General features: G+C 37.7%; 16 protein-coding genes and 1 riboswitch. Of the genes, 3 read left to right on the forward strand and 13 right to left on the reverse strand.

Annotated features, from left to right (window positions below; translation table 11 throughout):
• Positions 1 to 108: 108 nt before the first annotated feature.
• Positions 109 to 2928 carry a lipocalin-like domain-containing protein gene (locus NiCM35_RS22085; protein WP_433780767.1) on the reverse strand — a complete coding sequence of 940 codons (2820 nt, stop codon included), beginning with the start codon at positions 2926 to 2928 and terminating at the stop codon, positions 109 to 111.
• 745 nt (positions 2929 to 3673) lie between these two features.
• On the opposite strand from NiCM35_RS22085, the gene NiCM35_RS22090 reads away from it, so the two are divergent.
• Positions 3674 to 4720: a lactonase family protein gene (locus tag NiCM35_RS22090; protein ID WP_433780768.1), complete on the forward strand. Its 1047-nt coding sequence runs from the start codon at positions 3674 to 3676 to the stop codon at positions 4718 to 4720.
• A gap of 56 nt (positions 4721 to 4776) precedes the next feature.
• On the opposite strand, the gene NiCM35_RS22095 is transcribed toward NiCM35_RS22090, so the two are convergent.
• The 5 genes from NiCM35_RS22095 to NiCM35_RS22115 form a co-directional block, all read right to left on the reverse strand.
• Complete coding sequence (locus NiCM35_RS22095; RefSeq protein ID WP_095330971.1) at positions 4777 to 5487, reverse strand: ABC transporter ATP-binding protein; 711 nt, start codon at positions 5485 to 5487, stop codon at positions 4777 to 4779.
• Between the two features lie 13 nt (positions 5488 to 5500).
• On the reverse strand, positions 5501 to 6277 hold the full coding sequence (locus NiCM35_RS22100) for an ABC transporter ATP-binding protein (protein ID WP_047944647.1): 777 nt from the start codon (positions 6275 to 6277) through the stop codon (positions 5501 to 5503).
• Positions 6274 to 7539 (reverse strand): branched-chain amino acid ABC transporter permease, encoded by a 1266-nt coding sequence (locus NiCM35_RS22105; RefSeq protein ID WP_095330969.1) that lies wholly within the window; start codon positions 7537 to 7539, stop codon positions 6274 to 6276. The genes NiCM35_RS22100 and NiCM35_RS22105 overlap by 4 nt, the downstream gene beginning before the upstream one ends.
• A 9-nt stretch (positions 7540 to 7548) precedes the next feature.
• The gene (locus tag NiCM35_RS22110; RefSeq protein WP_047944649.1) at positions 7549 to 8526 is read right to left on the reverse strand and encodes a branched-chain amino acid ABC transporter permease; all 978 of its coding nucleotides are present in this window, start codon (positions 8524 to 8526) and stop codon (positions 7549 to 7551) included.
• Between the two features lie 220 nt (positions 8527 to 8746).
• Positions 8747 to 9940, reverse strand: coding sequence for a branched-chain amino acid ABC transporter substrate-binding protein (locus tag NiCM35_RS22115; protein ID WP_095330967.1), 1194 nt, complete (start codon positions 9938 to 9940; stop codon positions 8747 to 8749).
• A 458-nt stretch (positions 9941 to 10398) separates the two neighbouring features.
• Between NiCM35_RS22115 and NiCM35_RS22120 the strand changes: the two genes are divergently transcribed.
• Positions 10399 to 10548, forward strand: coding sequence for a hypothetical protein (locus tag NiCM35_RS22120; protein WP_171509331.1), 150 nt, complete (start codon positions 10399 to 10401; stop codon positions 10546 to 10548).
• Positions 10549 to 10935: 387 nt separating this feature from the next.
• Here the strand turns inward: NiCM35_RS22120 and NiCM35_RS22125 are convergent, their stop codons facing one another.
• The 6 genes from NiCM35_RS22125 to NiCM35_RS22150 all read right to left on the reverse strand — a co-directional run bounded on the left by NiCM35_RS22125 (position 10936) and on the right by NiCM35_RS22150 (position 16584).
• The gene (locus tag NiCM35_RS22125; protein WP_047944652.1) at positions 10936 to 11457 is read right to left on the reverse strand and encodes an acyl-CoA thioesterase; all 522 of its coding nucleotides are present in this window, start codon (positions 11455 to 11457) and stop codon (positions 10936 to 10938) included.
• Positions 11458 to 11476: 19 nt separating this feature from the next.
• Entirely contained in the window at positions 11477 to 12961 is a 1485-nt protein-coding gene (locus NiCM35_RS22130) for a HAMP domain-containing sensor histidine kinase (protein WP_303981380.1), read from the reverse strand.
• Positions 12900 to 13589, reverse strand: a complete 690-nt coding sequence (locus NiCM35_RS22135; protein ID WP_095330959.1) for a response regulator transcription factor — start codon at positions 13587 to 13589, stop codon at positions 12900 to 12902. The genes NiCM35_RS22130 and NiCM35_RS22135 overlap by 62 nt, the downstream gene beginning before the upstream one ends.
• A 102-nt stretch (positions 13590 to 13691) precedes the next feature.
• The gene (locus NiCM35_RS22140; RefSeq protein ID WP_095330957.1) at positions 13692 to 14870 is read right to left on the reverse strand and encodes an ABC transporter permease; all 1179 of its coding nucleotides are present in this window, start codon (positions 14868 to 14870) and stop codon (positions 13692 to 13694) included.
• The gene (locus tag NiCM35_RS22145) at positions 14867 to 15568 is read right to left on the reverse strand and encodes an ABC transporter ATP-binding protein (protein ID WP_217279705.1); all 702 of its coding nucleotides are present in this window, start codon (positions 15566 to 15568) and stop codon (positions 14867 to 14869) included. The genes NiCM35_RS22140 and NiCM35_RS22145 overlap by 4 nt, the downstream gene beginning before the upstream one ends.
• The gene (locus NiCM35_RS22150; protein ID WP_095330953.1) at positions 15565 to 16584 is read right to left on the reverse strand and encodes an efflux RND transporter periplasmic adaptor subunit; all 1020 of its coding nucleotides are present in this window, start codon (positions 16582 to 16584) and stop codon (positions 15565 to 15567) included. Before NiCM35_RS22150 ends, NiCM35_RS22145 begins: the two co-directional genes overlap by 4 nt.
• A 352-nt stretch (positions 16585 to 16936) precedes the next feature.
• Positions 16937 to 16981, forward strand: a riboswitch (PreQ1 riboswitch).
• Between the two features lie 6 nt (positions 16982 to 16987).
• Between NiCM35_RS22150 and NiCM35_RS22155 the strand changes: the two genes are divergently transcribed.
• Positions 16988 to 17476: a QueT transporter family protein gene (locus NiCM35_RS22155; protein ID WP_095330951.1), complete on the forward strand. Its 489-nt coding sequence runs from the start codon at positions 16988 to 16990 to the stop codon at positions 17474 to 17476.
• Positions 17477 to 17595: 119 nt separating this feature from the next.
• Here the strand turns inward: NiCM35_RS22155 and NiCM35_RS22160 are convergent, their stop codons facing one another.
• Positions 17596 to 18465, reverse strand: a complete 870-nt coding sequence (locus NiCM35_RS22160; RefSeq protein WP_095330949.1) for a PhzF family phenazine biosynthesis protein — start codon at positions 18463 to 18465, stop codon at positions 17596 to 17598.
• Positions 18466 to 18525: the final 60 nt, after the last annotated feature.

Consider the following 18525-nt stretch of genomic DNA (forward strand, 5'->3'; position numbering starts at 1 on the left):
AGTTTTTTCACTAGAAATAATGCTGAAAGAGTATTTTATTTCCCCCTCTACCATTCTAAAAACGAAGAACCACTTAATCACTGCAGAAATTAAGTGGTCCATCATGATTTATTTCACTTTCATGGCCCGTTTTCGTTTAACTAAGGATATACTTAAGCCCGCAGCCAATAGGAATAATCCTCCGATTATCCAATTATATTCGTTTGTTGCAGTGTTCGGTAATGCTTTCCCTGTGTTGTCAGTCTGCGGATTTTCAGCACTTGGCTTATCTGTTCCCGGCTTTTCTGCTCCTGACTTATCTGCTCCCGTCTCTTCTGTTCCTGGCTTTTCTGTTCCCGGCTCTTCTGCTCCTGGCTCTTCTTCTACTGGATTTTCAAAAAGTGATTGGATTTCTGTTTCTGTAAGAACAAGTCCATCATATACGCGTACTTCATCCATTAAACCTTTAAAGGGCATGTCCCAATAGTTTACACCTAAACTAAATTGGGCATTAACGGTTGTAAAGACATCTGGAAAATTCCCATCAGAAAATTTTTCCTCTCCATTAATGTAAACCTTTGCCTCTCCTTCATTTACCGTAAATCCGAAATGTGTCCATTCATTTTTGGGGATTATAGAGTCAGATACCGCATCATACCATTGGTCACCATTATGGGACCATACCTTTGTCACATTCTGTGCATTCGGCACAAGACTAATCCAATTATTCTCTGTTCTCGCACCGAAGAAAGTCGTTGTAAATTCCGTGATTTCTTCCGGTTTTATCCAAAGTGATAGAGAATACTTATTACTTGCAATTAAACCATCTGCCAATTTAAGTCCAGATTCTCCGTTAAATTTAGCAGCATTCCCTGCAATACCCTTTGCAAACGTAACTTCCCCGCCTGTATTGTGAATGCGATCACCTGTTACTATTGCATCGGCTTGATTACCAGATCGATCTGCAAACCCATCATTAAAGTCATAATAGGCAGTTAATCTCCCTTCCTCTTCTGCTAATACATGAACCATTACAGACAATGATTCTTTCGCATCCCCTAAAGTAATAGTTGCTGTTAATTTTACATCAGCATTTTCAGAACCAAATGGCGGTCTTGTTACAATCCCATCATTGGAAATGATTTCTGGCTGTGAAGATACCCAGACAATGGCTGTACCTTGTGCTGCTTGAGTTGGCAAGGAGATATCCTTGATTACCTCGGTCGGAATGGCCTTAATTAGTTCCGCTTTCACACTTGCTACCACTTCTTGGTTTGATTTACTATCCCCACGACTCCCCCAAATTACCACTCCTTCACCAGACATGGCACTAAAGGTCATCACCCATTTCGCGGTCGCAGGATCATATTGACGAATAAATACGCCATCATATATTTGCCCTTCTATCTCAACTTCCACTCTGTAATCATCGTATAGCTTCCATGTCCCACTTACAGCACCGGAAACTGTCTTATCTGCATTTAATTTAATCCATTGCGATTCTGTTAATTTCCCCGTAATTTCTTTGCCGTGATTGATATACTTATAATCACCAACAATATCTTTCTCAGACACAGTCTCTATTGTTTCACCCGCATATTGAAATGGAGTTGGCACTGGCCATTTCTCCTTGTTTTTAAAGGTTTGATGGACACGCACTTGATGCAGTTCTCCTTGCTGAGGGAATCGAGCATGTGTCACAATAAACTCTTTGCCAAGTTCTTCTTCTATCAAAAAAGAATTATGTCCTGGTGACATATAGCCTGTTCCTATCCCACTGCCCTCTTCTCCAAAATCTCTTTTAAACAAGAAATTTCCCATCATTTTATTCCCAATTTCTTTATGATCATCATTGCTCGGGAAATTTCCTGGACCTAAATTAAAGCTTTCTGGAAAAACAGCAGCATTGCCAGATGCGTCTTCATACGGTCCATCAATCTTTTTTGATCTGAACTGCCTCATTTGATAACCACCGTCAGAAGCTAATCCACCGTACGTAATGTAAAGATAGTAATACCCTGTTTCCTTATCGTAGACAGCATATGTTCCTTCCCCAGATCTTCCATATCCTCCAGCAATCTTCGTACCGAAATATCGATCAACTATTCTGCCATCCGAGGTTTTTCCATCCTTTCTAGGATAAATGGGTACACCAGTTTTCTTATCTAGCGGCAAAATAAACGTTCCACCTGACCAGGAACCATATGTCATCCATAAATCTCCATTCTCATCATAGAGAATATTTGCATCAATCGCATTCGTATAAAGGGCGTTATTATAATTTCCCTCACTTGTAAACCAATCTGGATTTACATTATCTAAAGTACCGTCTGCAATCAACTCTGCGATATTCGTATTTTCCCAATGTTTATTAATCACACTCTTATTATCAGTCGTTTCATAATTGGTAAAACCAGAATATATAATAGTATCCCTATAATCATAAGGTCCCTCTATATTTTTCGATACAGCAATGCCTATCGCTGAACGAATATAGGTAGAAGAGACACTATAATACAACATATAAGCTCCCTTTGAACCATCATCCCAAGCATAATCTTTATTCCAAAAAATATCAGGAGCCCATACAGAATAGCCCCCAGTGCTATCTGCATCATTTTCCCCTGCCCATTTAAAAGACTCTGCAAGATTTTCAGACAAATTCCCATAGATTGGATTATTTTCTGGCGTTTGATATTCACTTGTCACCAGAGAAGTCCAATTCATTAAGTCCGTTGATTTGGCTGCTGCTATATGTGATCCAAAAACATAATAAGAGCCATTATCCCCTTTAATGATGGACGGGTCGTGAACGGAAACATGCTGAAATTCGATCGAATCAGCTTGAGAGCCTTCTGCCTTTACCTGTTTCTCCTTTTCATAAGGCCATGGAAATAGTACGATTATGACCAACAAAAAAAATAGCCATTTTTTTATCACACACTTCACCGTTTCATTCTCCCCTTCACTGCGTTAGTTTGTAAACGCATACATTTCTATCCATAATAAATCCCATCTTATCTACATTTTTTGATAGGAAGTCTCGTGGTGTACAGAACCAAAGTGAACGTTCAAATTTTTTATGTAAAATGGGGTACAATATGGATGCCTTTCGATGATACTAACATTTAATTAACCACATTAAATTAACTTTTTTATTAATTATATTCCCACTCCTTTCTTAGCTTCCAGCTTACACTACTCTCCATTAGCTTACTATATCCCCACTTCTTAAACAATATAAAAAGTCGCATTTTAGAGAAACTTCATAGATTTAAAGATGCTAATCTACTTACTACCCTATGTTTATCTCCCCTAATAAGTACTATTTTTAAATTAAAAAAATAAACGATAAGTGTTTTTCACCTCACCTTAATTAACATAATTATTAATTAAAATAAGATAAAACCACCCTCATCGGTAGAAGCGTTATGTTTCCTCTGATATTGGAAAAACAAGATTATTACATTCCTATTATCCAGGAAAAATTCGACAAAACGCATTCATTCTTCCAATATTCCCCTTTAAAGTAGCTGAAAATTCCCTCTTGTTTCAAGAAAGCAATTTGGGGAAAATAGTACTAACTAGTACTTTTATTTGAATAGACAGACTCTAATTTGTACCTTTTGATTAGGCTCGTGCTATAATTAATAAATAGTATTAATTTTGTAAAAATGTTAAAGGAGATCTGTTTATGACAAAATTCACTGGCTACATTGGCACATACACAAAAAAGACTAGTAAAGGTATTTATTCATTTGTATTAGACACAGACGCAAAAAAAATCACAGATGTTTCTCTAGTGGCTGAAATTGAAAACCCTACCTATTTAACGATTACAAACGATAATCAACATTTATTCGCAGTCGGTAAAGAAGGCTCTTTAGGCGGCGTTTCTGCTTACACTATTGATTCAGATGGCAGTCTTGCCCTTATTAACAGCGAATATACGGAAGGAGCATCTCCTTGCCATGTAAGTGTAAACGCAGACAAAACGCTTGTTCTTTCTGCAAACTATCATAAAGGAACTGCCGAATCCTATCCGGTACATACAGATGGCTCATTAAGCAGTGCTGCATCTATCATTGAGCATTCAGGGACAGGCCCAAATCCAGCTCGTCAAGAAAAACCCCATATGCATTTTGCTGGATTCAGTCCTAATGATCAATATGCAGTTTCTGTTGATTTAGGAACAGACCGAGTAGATACGTACAAGCTTGTTGATGGAAAGCTAGAAGAAGTCAGCAGTTTATCCGTTAAACCTGGAAGTGGTCCAAGACATATTGCCTTCCATCCTAATGGCAAATTTGCTTATGTCATGACAGAATTAAGCAATGAAGTCATTGCATTATCTTTTAATGCTGAAACTGGAGCATTCGAGGAATTACAATACATCTCTACACTACCAATTGATTTTACGGAAAATAGCCAAGGAAGTGCTATCCATCTTTCTTCAGACGGAAACTATGTTTATGCAGGAAATCGCGGTCATAATTCAATTGCGATTTTCCAAGTAAATGGGGAAACTGGTCAATTAACCTTTATTGACAGAACTTCAACAGAAGGAAACTGGCCGAGAGATTTCGTTCTAGATCCAACAGAACAATTCTTGCTTGCATCCAATGAACAATCAGATACCCTTACTTTATTTGAAAGAGATACAGTTACTGGAAAACTAACTTTATTGCAATCAGAGATAGAAGCACCAGAACCAGTATGTGTAAAATTCTTAAATAATTAATTCAGTCATAAAAAAGGAGAAGGTCTCATAAAAAGCCTTCTCCTTTTTCTCTATCCTTATGCTAAGTAAGCTTCCTGCACTTGTTTATTGGTAATCAACTCTGCTCCTGTTCCTTCTAATACAATTTCTCCTGTTTGAATGACATACCCTCTACTGGCAATTTGCAATGCTTGAAAGGCATTCTGTTCTACTAATAAAATTGTCATTCCTTGGTTATTGAGTTCTTTAATAATTTCAAAGATTTGCTCGACAATAATTGGCGCAAGTCCCATTGATGGTTCATCCAACATTAGTACTTCTGGCTGCATCATAAGCGCTCGCCCTATTGCCAGCATTTGCTGCTCGCCACCACTCATGGTTCCTCCTTTTTGCTCGACTCTTTCTTTTAATCTCGGAAAATACTCAAATACTTTTTGCATTCTTGCTTCCATTAATTGTTTATCCTTTACAGCAAAAGCGCCAATTAATAGATTTTCTCGTACAGATAGCTTAGGAAAAATCCGCCTTCCTTCTGGCACTTGGGAAATCCCTAAAACGGCTGTCTTATGGGCTGCTACATTAGCAATATCTTTTCCATTAAAAAGAATACTGCCTTTTTTGATTGGAACCTGCCCGCTAATAGATTTAAGAGTCGTCGATTTGCCAGCACCATTACTTCCAATGAGGGTAACGATCTCTCCTTTATCAACATGTAAACTAATTCCTTTTAATGCCTGAATTCCTCCATACCAAGCTTCTATATCCGTTAATTCAAGTATCTTTTCCATGCTGCTTCCCCCTTTAAGCAAGTGATACTGCTCCTTTTCCTAAATAGGCTTCAATTACTTTCGGATTGGAACGTATCTCTTCCGGACCACCTTCTGCAATTTTTTCTCCATGATCCAATACGATGATATGGTTTGAAATTTCCATCACCAGCTTCATATCATGTTCAATTAAAATAATGGTCAAATCATATTTCTTACACATATCTTGAATTAAACCAGTTAATAGACTTGTTTCCTTCGGGTTCATACCAGCAGCAGGCTCATCTAATAATAAAACGCTAGGCTTTGTAGCTAGAGCACGAGCAATTTCTAATCTCCGTTGTGCTCCATATGATAAATTTGCCGCTGCTTCATTTAATAGATCAGCAAGCCCAACATATTCTAATAGGCGATATGCCTCTTTCATTGCTTTCTCTTCCTCCTGTTTAGCCTTTGGCAATTGAAGCAATGTCCCAACCAAGCTGCCTTTGATATGGTTATGCATTCCGACCATGACATTTTCCAATACGGTAATATCACTGAAAAGGCGGATATTCTGAAAGGTTCTGGAAATTCCTTGTTTCGCTACGACATGCGGCTTAAGCCCGGCAATTGTTTTTCCGTCAAGGAGAATTTCCCCAGATGTCGGTTTATACACCCCTGTTATCATATTGAAAAAAGTCGTTTTTCCCGCTCCATTCGGTCCTATTACCGCTGTGATGGAATTCCTCTCGACAGACATATCAATATTGGAATTCGCAACAAGTCCACCAAACTTTTTCGTTAGTCCTTTCACTTCGAGTATATTCATTTGTGCCCCTCCTTAAGCAATATAGTAGACTCCTGCTTTTCTGCTATGCTCTCTTTTAATTTCTTGGCATTAACCTTTTTATTTTTTGCCGGTATTAATCCTTGTGGACGATATAAGGTCATAATAATTAAAAGGGCACCGAAGATAAATCTTTGCATTTTTGCTGGAGATAAGGCATCAGGAATAGTGGTTACTTGGCTTAGCCACCCCGTTAACTCGGTTAGCACCTGTAAGTTTAATATCGTTACAACTGCCGCTCCTAGAATAACACCTGGCACACTTCCCATTCCTCCAAGGATGACCATAACAAGAATGGTCGTAGATTCTAAGTAAGTGAAACTTGTTGGATCCACAAACATTTGCTTTGCGGCAAACACAACTCCCATCATTCCGGAAAAGGATGCCCCAATAGCAAATGCCGTCAACTTTGTTTTTACAAGGGGAATTCCCATCGCTTGTGCAGCAATCTCATTTTCTCTGACCGCCTTCCAAGAACGGCCTAATTTTGTATGTTCCATTCTAGTCACAGCATAAATTACAATAATAAACATAACTAGCACAATATAATAGAATTGGTTCGGCTGTGACAAAGTAATACCAAATAATTCAGGCTGTTGAATACTTGGCAGCCCCATCGCTCCATTCGTGATATTTACTGGCTTATCTAAGTTATTAAATACAATCCGGATTATTTCCCCAAAACCTAATGTAACAATAGCCAAATAATCTCCTTTTACTCTTAATACTGGAATCCCTAATAAAACCCCAAATAGAGCAGCTACAAATAAACCAATGATAATAAAAAACCAAAAGCTATTTCCGGACAATGGATATGTTCCAAAGGGCATGAAGTTATTCGCTTGTGCTGTCGCAAACACGCCATATGTGTAGGCGCCAACAGCAAAGAAAGCAACAAATCCTAAATCAAGCAACCCTGCAAGACCAACAACGATATTCAGCCCTAAAGCCATACAAACATAAATCCCTACCATAGTTGCTACTTCCATATATGCTTGATAGGATGGCCCTTGACTAGCTGAAATCGGGAGAACAATCACTAAAATAAGTAAAGCAATTCCCCACTTCATTTTATTTCCAAGATTCATATAATATAGGAGTAATAGCGATAGCAATAATAGTAAAAAGGCAATCACTGATTTTTGCGAGAAAGCCAATGCAGCAGTTGTCACCAATACATAAGCAAAGAAAAGAATAATTTGGGCAACTTTATTTGTTTGGATGGTTTTAATCATGTTAGCCATCTTTTCCACCTACACTTTCTCTGCTACGGCTTTGCCAAATAAGCCTTCTGGTTTAAAAATAAGGACGATAATCAATATGGCAAATGCAACAACATCTTTATATTCTGCTCCCATAATCCCGCCTGTGATAACCGACAGATTCGCTGCGGTGAACATTTCAATCAGTCCAATTAACATACCGCCGAGCATTGCTCCGCGTATATTGCCAATTCCGCCTAAAACTGCGGCAGTAAAAGCTTTAAGTCCTAGTATAAATCCAATGTACGGATCGATTGTTCCATATTGAACAGCAAATAATACACCAGTGGCGCCGCCTAAAGCAGATCCTACAAAGAAAGTGACAGAGATAACCTTATTCACATTAATAGACATTAAAGATGCCGTGTCTCTATCTTGCGCCACAGCTCTCATCGCCATGCCCCACTTTGTTTTGTTAACAAAAAAATCTAATCCTACCATCAAAATAACGGCTACTATAATAACAACTAAAAACGAGCTTTTAAAACTTGCAGCATGAGAACCGAAAACAGATCCGATATTTATTTTGTCAGAAAATAGATTAGGCGAAGTAATTATGTAATTCCCTTTGAATAATTCTGTAATGAAACGAACGATATCCTGTAGTAAAAAGGAGATACCAATAGCTGAGATAAGAGCAATTAACTTTGGTGCTTTTCGCAGTGGACGATAAGCGACTCTTTCGATTCCCATTCCTAAAAAACCTGTGATGAGACTAGTAATTAGGAGCATGACAATTAAGGAAAGTACAGCAGGCAGCATCGAAGTCCATCCTAGACTTGTTAAAGTAATTAAGATGGCCGTGCCAATGAATGCACCTGACATAAATATTTCCCCATGAGCAAAATTTATCAATTCTAATATTCCATAAACCATTGTGTATCCCAATGCAATAACGGCATACACCGCTCCTAATGTTAATCCATCAATTAAAACTTGCGGTAATGTTTGTAAAATTTCAGTTAGCATTCTCTTCCCCACACTTTTGATTTAATGGTTTTAGTAGATAGAGTTTAACCGCATAAGATGAAAGATTTCCCGCTACGGTTACTCAACAGATTCATTCTATTGACGTAATCACCATATATGCTGATTTCTATCTACTAAATAGCTAAGATTAATTTCCGGCATTTTAGTTCTTTACAAATAAAAAGGACGATTGATATTCATGTCCTTTTTATTTACTCGTTTATTGGCTAATTTCTCCATCTAATGTAGCTGGGTATTTGGCTTCATCAAATTTATAAATAAAGATTTTTGCGAATTTATTATCTCCTTTCTCATCAAATCCAACTTCTGTCACTACCCCCTTGTAATCTTGTGTAGCACGCACAGCTTTAGTAACCTCTTCACGTGTTGGTAATTTGTTATCATTCTCTTTAATTGCTTTTTCAATGCCTGCTAGTAAAACTGCTGCAGAGTCGTATGCATAGGCAGAATAGGACTCAATGTTTTTGCTGAATGCTGCTTTATAATCTTCAGCAAATTTTGTTCCTTCTTCTGATTGGGTTGTATCACCGGCAACGGAAGTAATGAAGGTATTTTTCACAGCATCTCCTGCGATTTCAACAAAAGTAGATGAGTCTAAACCATCTCCACCCATGAATGGAATATCTAATCCTTTTTCACGTGCTTGCTTTACCAAAATTCCCCCTTCTGCATAAAGGCCACCGTAATAGATTAGATCAGGTTTTTTAGAGGCTACTTGGTTTAAAACACCGTTAAAGTCTTTTTCACCAACGGTAATTCCCTCATAACCAACAACTTCAGCTCCTAAATCTTCCGCTGCTTCTTTAAAGGCATCTGCTAGACCTGAACCGTAAGCTGTTTTATCTTGAACAACAAAAATTTTCTTTGCCCCTAAAGTTTCCACAGCATATTGTGCCCCAGCAGGACCTTGGAAATCATCGCGAGCAACAACACGACTCACTGTTTTTAAACCGCGATCCGTATAGTCAGTGGCTGTACTTGCCGGAGATACACTTACAAGATTATTTTTTTCATAAACTTCAGATGCTGGAATGGAAACACCTGAGTTTAAGTGACCGACTACCCCTAATACAGATTTATCCGCAACCACTAAGTTAGCATTAGCAACCCCTTTTTTCGGATCTCCCTGATCATCCTGTGCATCTAATTTAAGTTCGAATCCTAATTCAGCAAACTTATCCTTTTGTTGATCAATAGCCAGCTGCGCTCCTAATTTAATTGCTTCCCCTAATGTAGCGCTGCCTCCAGAAAGTGGTGATTGTGTAACAATTTTAATTACTTTTTTGTCTCCTGAATCCCCTGAATCCGAGTTTGTGTTTGAAGCACAACCACTCATAAATCCTAAAGCTAATGTTGCAGTCATCGCGAAAGAAAGTACTTTTTTGGATAACATAATATGCCCCCTATCATTGTCTTTTTATCTATGAAACGACAGGATATTTTCCCAATTGCTCCTGTTCCATGTTTGGATTATAATCTTCTTCTAGACAAGTGTCTTTCATATTGTCAGAAAATTTAACAGTATATTTTTCTGAAAAGTTAATATATTCTGAAGCTTTTCTTCGTACTTCGAAATGATTAGGAATGATTGGTTGTTCCGCATATTGGACATTTGTTGGGGGGGAAATTTAATTTAGTTTGAGGATTGGATGAGAGAAAAGATAGCAAATGATTGGGCATTACTTTCTAATATGGGGAGGTTGAGTGGAGATCATTCGCTTTGTGGGTGTGGTGGAAACGGGGTAGTTTCGTTGTCAAATTGTCTATTTTATCGTTTTATTAGTGATTTTTTAGCATTTTTTCTGAGATTAATAGAATTCTACACTCAAATTGAATGTAGAGGGTCTGAGTTTGGCTGATATCAGCCAAACTTTTCGACTTATCAGCCAAACTCTACGGCTTATCAGCCAAACTCTTCGACTTATCAGCCAAACTTTCGACTTATCAGCCAAACTCCTCGACTTATCAGCCAAACTCTCGACTTATCAGCCAAACTACTGATTTATCAGCCAAACTACTGACTTATCAGCCAATCTCTACAACTTATCAGCCAATCTCTACAACTTATCAGCCAATCTCTACAACTTATCAGCCAAACTTTACGACTTATCAGCCAAACTTTCGACTTATCAGCCAAACTACCGATTTATCAGCCAAACTACTGATTTATCAGCCAAACTCTCGACTTATCAGCCAAACTACCGATTTATCAGCCAAACTACCGATTTATCAGCCAAACTCTTCAACTTATCAGCCAAACTCTCGATTTATCAGCCAAACTACTGATTTATCAGCCAAACCTCTCGACTTATCAGCCAACTTGCCCGTTATCAGCCAAACTCTTCAACTTATCAGCCAACTTGCCCGTTCAGCCAAACCGGGGTCAACTTATCCCCAAGGCATATCGGTGCTAATAACACTTGCAAATGCCTTACTATGTTCTCTTCTATCTTTACGTATTTTTACGCGTTGTTCTGCTGTGTTATAAAGCATGGTCTCTTCCTCGGACTGGGGGATTACTTTAGGAACCCGTCTTGGCTTGCCGTTCTCATCTAATGCAACAAAGGTTAAAAAAGATGTAGCAGCGAGCTTTCTTTCCCCTGTTTTTAAATTTTCTGCTATTACCTTCACAAAAACTTCCATCGATGATTTTCCTGTATGTGTTACATAGGATTCTAAACATACAGAATCTGTCGGGCGAATAGGAAACAGGAAATCAACGGAGTCCGTTGAAGCTGTGACTACATCGCTTCTTGAATGTCTCGATGCAGAAATAGAGGCCACATCATCTATATAACTCATCAGTTTCCCTCCAAATAAGGAATTATGGTTATTTGTATCAATTGGGAATATTCGGCTTGTTTTTACTACTAATGATTCCTTGCAATATTTTTCTTCTTGAACTGTCATTCCGAACAGCCCCCTTTTTTTAAGTAAGTATTGGAAATTGTAATAGAAATATTGTAGATCTACCATCTGAATTTTGTAAAGATAAATATCCTCCCTGTGCTTTGGCGAGCAGAAGACTATATGGCAATCCTAAGCCGATCCCACGCTCGATATCTTTCTTATTTTTCCCTCGATAAAATCGTTCAAAAATATAAGCTTGTTCTTCTTTTGGTATGCCATAGCCATTATCTTCAACTAAAATTATGATGTTCTGGTCATCATGGGTTAATCGGATTGTTATTTTTCCACCCTGCTTCCCCTTGATTGCATGTAAGCTATTATTTAATAAATTTACGATAATTTGTTGAAAACGAACACTATCAAGCATGGTAAAAATCGGCTTTTCTGGATTTATAAAGGTAAGTTTCGCAGAGGACAAAGACTCCGTATGGACAATTTCCCATTGATAAATAATTTCTTTTAAAGTCGCCTGTACATTCAGCTTTTCCTTATTCACTTTAATTGAACCAGCACTAAAGCTATTAAAATCTAGTAAATCCTCTACCATGCTTTGCAGTCTGCCAGCTTCTTTTAAACTCATCGATAAAAATTGGCTTTTCTTCTTTTCTGGAATGACATTGTCATTGACAGCTTGAATTAAAGCACTGATAGAGGTGATCGGTGTTTTTAATTCATGGGTAACTCCTGCGAGCAATTGTGTCCGTAAACTTTCCAATGCATAGAGGCGCTTAGTCATTTCGTTAAAAGACAGCATCAATTGGTATAACTCTTTTTCCTGCACTTCTTCATTTAATGTAATGTGATAGTTACCATTCATTAATTGTTGAGCAGCGTTGGCAACCTCTTCAACCGGCTTTGCCATCTTTTTAGATAAAGAATAAATAACGAACCAGCCTAGCAGCGCCAAACTAAGAAGCAACAATCCCAGTAATTGATATTCTTCCTTATTTAAATGCTGCAGTTGATTATGCGGCTGAATGATATAGACTGAACCTGTTGGCGTCCCATCCTTTAGAATAGGGGCTATGACAACTGATGCTTTTTGATTATTCCAGAGCGTGACCTTTTTAATCGTTAATTCACTGACTAAGGGCAAAGACTCAATTAGCTGCTGTTTTTCGCGAGAATCTGGTGGGAAGTTCTGATTCATAGAGCGGATATTACCGGCAGCATCTTTTAGAAAAACATCTAGTGGCTGCCCTTCATTGATAAACTTCTGTCTATCCTGCAAAAATGGCAGACGAATATCCTTCAATCTGCCTTCTACCATTTCATTAGCATGCTCCGCTATTTCCTGGGCAACTAATTTTGTTAATTCTAAGCGATTTTCCAAAGCATTATGGCGAATCCACAAAATTGAAATAATCCCGATAATCAAAAGTCCTCCACATAATGTCAGCAAATATCTTTTTGTCCAATAATAGAGAAGAGGCGTTTTTTCTTTATTGTTTTTCCTGAATATAAAATTGATAGCCCAATCCGCGTAATGTTTTAATTTCGCCATCTTTTGGATCCCACCCATTTAATAATTTCCTTATTCTTTTAATCGCTAGATCAACCGCCCGATCACTTCCATCATAGTCATTTCCCCATACATGATCCAGAAGCTGATCCCTTGTAAATGTTTGATTTGGATTGCTTGCTAAAAAGAGAAAGACAGAAAGATCTCGCGGAGTGAAGGGAACCTCAATTCCATTAAGAAAAACTTGATGGGAGACATAATTTATTTTTAAATCGCCATAGTATTTCACTCGCTCATCTTCTTGATAATGGGAGGATCTTCTTAGTACCGCTTGGACACGGGCGATGACTTCCTCCCCTACAAACGGCTTGGTAATATAATCATCCGCTCCATTTTCAAACCCTTTTAGTTTTTGCTCTGTATCTGATAAAGCTGTAAGCATAATAACAGGACATGCCGATTTCTTACGAATAAACGAAAGAACGCTCCAGCCATCTACATATGGCATCATAATATCTAATAGAATAAGGGCAGGAGTTTCTTCCTCTAGCTTCCGTAAAGCCTCTTCTCCATTATAAGCATAATCTACATCATAGCCTGCATTTTCTAAATAAGCTCCTAAAACCATAGAAATTGCTAGTTCATCTTCCACAATTAGAATTTTTCTCATCATTTTTTCCTTATGCTTTATTTTTTCCTAATGAAACTCATTATACCTATTATTGTCAGAAGAAAAAATAGATCAGCCTTCTATCCAGCTGATCTATTCCGCTTATTGATATCTTAATGCTTCAAGGGGACTTAAGTTAGATGCTTTGTTCGCTGGAAAAATCCCAAAGATAATGCCAATTAGTACAGAGAAACTAACGGAACCACTGACAACCCACCACGTAATCTGGGAAGTCATCTCTAATGTGCTCGACAATATGTCTGCACTAGCGATTCCAATAGCTGCTCCTAAAATTCCGCCTAATGCACTAAGTACAATAGCTTCAATTAAAAATTGGAGCATAATATCTTTTTTCCGAGCACCTATTGCTTTTCTAATCCCAATTTCCCTTGTTCTTTCTGTAACCGAAACAAGCATGATATTCATAATTCCGATTCCTCCAACGATTAAGGAAATACTTGCTATGCCGGCTAATAACAATGTCATCGTATTGGAAACAGAATCAAGGGCCTCCGATACAGAAGATTGATTCCGCACAGAATAAGTAGTTTCATCTCCATCAAACTGATTGTATAATTCTTGCTTCATTTTTGCCATTCCCATTTCAACTGAATCCTCATCCGTCATAAGCACTGTTGCTGAAGTTACATAGGTTTGACCGATAAAGCGTTGTGCTGTTGTAAATGGAATCAGGACAGAATCATCTACAGATCCAGTTAACTCTTCCCCTTTTTCAGCAAGTACTCCGATTACTTTAAATGTTGTTCCATCAATTTGAACGGTTTTATCGACTGGATTTGCGAATCCGAATAACTCGGTTGCTATATTATACCCCAACACCACTACTTTATTGCGATTATCCAAGTCAATGTCCATGACATTTCTTCCTGACTTCAAAGTAATATCCTGTACCTCTTCATAAGAAGTAGTAACACCTGTAACAGTAACTCCAGAGCTTGATGTCGTTCCATTTCTGAGTGTACTGGATGTTGTCACTGTTGGTGAAACAGCCTTTACTTCGTCAAATTCTGCAAATGCCATCAGTTCATTATAATCGACAACCTCTTCCTCACTAGAGTTTCCCGATAAATTTACAGAAACTGTTGTCGTTCCTAAGCCGGCAATGTCATCGGAAACAGAATTGGAGGCTCCCATTCCTAATGAGGTTAAAGCAATAACCGCTGCCACACCAATGATAATACCGAGCATGGTAAGCACTGCTCTTAATTTATTCATTGCTATATTTTTAAAAGCTATCTTGATTGCTTGTCCTAATTTCAAGAGACAACTACCTCCTTTGTCTCTGCTAGGCGACCATCTTGAATGCGAATAACTCGCTTAGCCTGTTTAGCGATTTCTAAATCATGGGTGATTAAAATTATGGTATGTCCTTGTCTATTTAGGTCTTTCATTAAATTCATTACCTCGACTCCTGTCTTACTGTCTAACGCTCCAGTCGGCTCATCAGCAAGCAGGATTGGCGGATTCCCCGCAAGAGCACGGGCAATGGCCACGCGCTGTTGCTGTCCACCAGATAATTCTGTTGGTTTATGTCCCGCTCTTTCCAGTAATCCTACTTTTTTCAATGCCTGCATGGCAATTTCTTTTCTTTCCTTACTTCCGATTCCTCGATAAACCAAGGGCAGCTCCACATTTTCAAAGGCAGATTGTTTCGTAAGCAGATTAAAGGATTGGAAAATAAAACCGATCTTATGATTTCTCACTTCTGCTAACTGTTTGCTTTTTAACGAAAAAACATTTTGCCCGTCCAAGTAATATTCACCAGAATCGGGTGTATCCAAGCAACCGATTATATTCATTAATGTTGATTTACCTGAACCAGACGGCCCAATGATAGCAATAAAATCCCCTTTATTGACTGTAAAGCTTACATTATCCAATGCCGTAACTGTCTCTCCTCCAAGTGTATATTCCTTTTTCACATTTTTTATTTCGACAATTGCATGCTTTTCTATCATTCATTTCTACCTCCAAATCCACCGGAAGGCATTCCGCCGCCTTGGCCTCTGAATTCACCATTTGGCATTTGACCTCTACCTTCTCCATTTGGCATTTGGCCACCACCAGGGAACATTCCTTGTGTTTCACTATCACTTGATGATTCAAATGTTGGCAGTACTACCGTTGTTCCTTCCTCTAAACCACTTTTAATCTCCGCAACTTCTGTATTTTGTAATCCTACTTCCACCGTTTGTTTTGTTGAGGCAGTTTCCTTTGTGCCATCTTCATTAGTAGTTGTGCCATTTGCTACTAGAACATAATATTCTTCATTCTCCTTTTGTACAGCTTCTACAGGAACCGTCACGACATCTTCCGCTTTATCGGTTGTGATAGTAGCTTCTGCTGTCATTCCAACCAACAATCCACTGGGCTTAGTTATTTTCACCGCAACCGCATATTTTGCGACACTAGTACTGTCACTGTTTGCTTCTTTTGCTACACTCGTAACTTTTCCAGTAAACTCTTTGTCTTCCAGTGCACTCACTTTTACATTAACAGCTTGGCCCGCCTTTACTTTCGAAATATCTAATTCATCTACGTTAACTACCATTTCTAGATTGTCATAATCAGTAACTGTTACAACTTCTGTTCCCATTGATACATTGCCATCTTCTGCAACATTTAGAGCTGTAATTTCACCAGAAAAAGTTGCAACAATTGGGTCGAGTGTATCATTCTCGAATGTTACTAGCTCGTCGCCTTCTTCTACCTCATCCCCTACTTCGACTAACACCTCGTCTACTGTTGCATTTCCTTCAGAAGTGAAAGTCTCTTTATTGATAGCTGCAATGCTTCCAGTACCACTTACCTCTATTTCAACATCACCAGCTTCTGCCGTTGCTGTTTGCGACCTAGCCTGTGCTCTTACTTCTGTTTGATTATCATTGCTAAAATAATAATAAGACCCAATCCCCGTCCCTATTACCAAAACTGTTACTCCACTAATAATCCACTTCTTTATACTTTTCTTCATTTTTTGCTTCAACCTCTTTCTATTCTATTTTAATGAATTTACTTGATTCATTGTCTTGCTGTTTACAAGTAATAGAATAAAAGAGTTATGTGTCAGGAAGAAGTCAGGGGAAAACTTTTTTAGGATTTACAATTTTGTTTTGGGGGTGCAGGGGATTGGGCTCTGTTGCTTTTCTTCTTGTTTGTGGTTACAGAGACGGATTCTCTGTTAACTTTCTCCGCTTTTATTAATATTCAATTAATCCGATACCTCTCTAATCACCCAACCTTATCCCTCCATCATCACGGGATAAAATTCCATTGACGAACATAGGCTTCCTATTATATGATAACTTATTGTGTGAAAGTTATTGGATAACGTGGTTCGAGACCATCCCACGTAAAAAAACTAAGGGAGAGAAAAAATGAAAACAAAAACACTTGCAATGAACGGTTTAGTGGCTGCATTGTATGTCGCTGTTACGATTGCGATTGCGCCGATTGGTTTTGGCAGTATTCAATATCGTGTTTCGGAATTATTTAATCATCTTGTTGTATTTAACAAAAAATATATTTATGGAATAGTCGTTGGCGTATTTTTAGCAAACTTATTCCTGTCAACCATTAAGTTATACGATTTAACTTTTGGGGTTGCTCATTCTATTATTTGTTTGTTAATCACAATTGGTATAAGCAAGTTTATTAAAAGTCACCTTTTAAGAATGATTATTAATACCCTTGTGTTTACCTTTAATATGTTTATTATTGCCTATCAATTACATCTTGCACTTGGATTCCCTTTCTTAATCACTTGGGGAACAACAGCTATTGGTGAATTTGTTGTCATGGCAATCGGTATACCTATTATGCATTTCTTAAACAAGCGAATTCCCTTTGGGAAGTTAATGGATTAAATACAAAGAGATCAAAATAATCTTGCTCCTTAAGATTATTTTGATCTCTTTATTTTATATGAAATATAATCCAATCATTCTTTGTTTATTTTCTTATTCAATTATCCGTTAACTAGAATTTATATTTCCACTATTAATTCCGATAAATTCATTACCTTTCCACCAACTTTGACATCTATTACTTCTTTTCCTTCAACCATTAATTCAACTTTTATCTCTGAAGGCTTTTTCATCGAATAACCTTGTTCCATTAAATAGGAATAATCACATCCCATTTCTGGATTTTTATACTTAAATAGATAACTAGCAAGGGCGCCATTGGATGTACCAGTAGCAGACTCTTCATTTATACCGTATAAAGGGGCAAAGTTCCTGCAGTAACTATGAGAACCAATCAGAGTTTCAAGTGTGAAAACATGATATCCAACACTATTATATTTATTACAAATTTGGGATACTTTTTTAAGATTTGGGGTAATAGAATTCACAATATTTATATTTTTCACCGGTACAAGTATATCTCTTAGACCTGTTGAAACGATTTGTATTGGTAATTCATCTATCAGATCATATTGATTAATGTTTAAAGAATCAGCAATTTCCTTCTCATTTACTGTTTCATAAAACCTTGGTGTGTTTTGTTCCATCATAATGGTCGAATCTTCCCTTACTTCCACACTTAAAATTCCTGCCTTTGTTTCTTGAAGAAATACCCCTGGCTTAATTATCCCCTTATTCAGGAGTACATAAAATGTTGCTATCGTAGCATGTCCACATAGGTCTACTTCCTCTTCAGGGGTGAAAAACCTCACTTTAAAATTTGCTGATTCTGACTTCATGACAAAAGCTGTCTCACTAAAACCAACATCGCCTGCAATCTTCTTCATATTCTCATCAGATAAAGCATCTGAATCCAGCACAACACCTGCTGGATTCCCCCCTTCTAATGTTTTAGCAAATGAATGGGCTGTATATACTTTTAATTTCATAGTTTTTATTCTCCTTATTTTGTAGTCAAAGTTTATTAAAATTCAGCGGAAACTTCTATA

Source organism: Niallia sp. M35 (assembly GCF_050971705.1).
Taxonomy (GTDB): Bacteria; Bacillota; Bacilli; order Bacillales; family Cytobacillaceae; genus Niallia; species Niallia circulans_A.

What these genes read in the sequence shown, in the direction of transcription:
- NiCM35_RS22090 (WP_433780768.1), top strand. Translation starts at nt 3,674, where the DNA reads ATGACAAAATTCACTGGCTACATTGGCACATACACAAAAAAGACTAGT.
- NiCM35_RS22095 (WP_095330971.1), bottom strand. Translation starts at nt 5,487, where the DNA reads ATGGAAAAGATACTTGAATTAACGGATATAGAAGCTTGGTATGGAGGA.
- NiCM35_RS22100 (WP_047944647.1), bottom strand. Translation starts at nt 6,277, where the DNA reads ATGAATATACTCGAAGTGAAAGGACTAACGAAAAAGTTTGGTGGACTT.
- NiCM35_RS22105 (WP_095330969.1), bottom strand. Translation starts at nt 7,539, where the DNA reads ATGGCTAACATGATTAAAACCATCCAAACAAATAAAGTTGCCCAAATT.
- NiCM35_RS22110 (WP_047944649.1), bottom strand. Translation starts at nt 8,526, where the DNA reads ATGCTAACTGAAATTTTACAAACATTACCGCAAGTTTTAATTGATGGA.
- NiCM35_RS22115 (WP_095330967.1), bottom strand. Translation starts at nt 9,940, where the DNA reads ATGTTATCCAAAAAAGTACTTTCTTTCGCGATGACTGCAACATTAGCT.
- NiCM35_RS22125 (WP_047944652.1), bottom strand. Translation starts at nt 11,457, where the DNA reads ATGACAGTTCAAGAAGAAAAATATTGCAAGGAATCATTAGTAGTAAAA.
- NiCM35_RS22130 (WP_303981380.1), bottom strand. Translation starts at nt 12,961, where the DNA reads ATGGCGAAATTAAAACATTACGCGGATTGGGCTATCAATTTTATATTC.
- NiCM35_RS22135 (WP_095330959.1), bottom strand. Translation starts at nt 13,589, where the DNA reads ATGAGAAAAATTCTAATTGTGGAAGATGAACTAGCAATTTCTATGGTT.
- NiCM35_RS22145 (WP_217279705.1), bottom strand. Translation starts at nt 15,568, where the DNA reads ATGATAGAAAAGCATGCAATTGTCGAAATAAAAAATGTGAAAAAGGAA.
- NiCM35_RS22150 (WP_095330953.1), bottom strand. Translation starts at nt 16,584, where the DNA reads ATGAAGAAAAGTATAAAGAAGTGGATTATTAGTGGAGTAACAGTTTTG.
- NiCM35_RS22155 (WP_095330951.1), top strand. Translation starts at nt 16,988, where the DNA reads ATGAAAACAAAAACACTTGCAATGAACGGTTTAGTGGCTGCATTGTAT.
- NiCM35_RS22160 (WP_095330949.1), bottom strand. Translation starts at nt 18,465, where the DNA reads ATGAAATTAAAAGTATATACAGCCCATTCATTTGCTAAAACATTAGAA.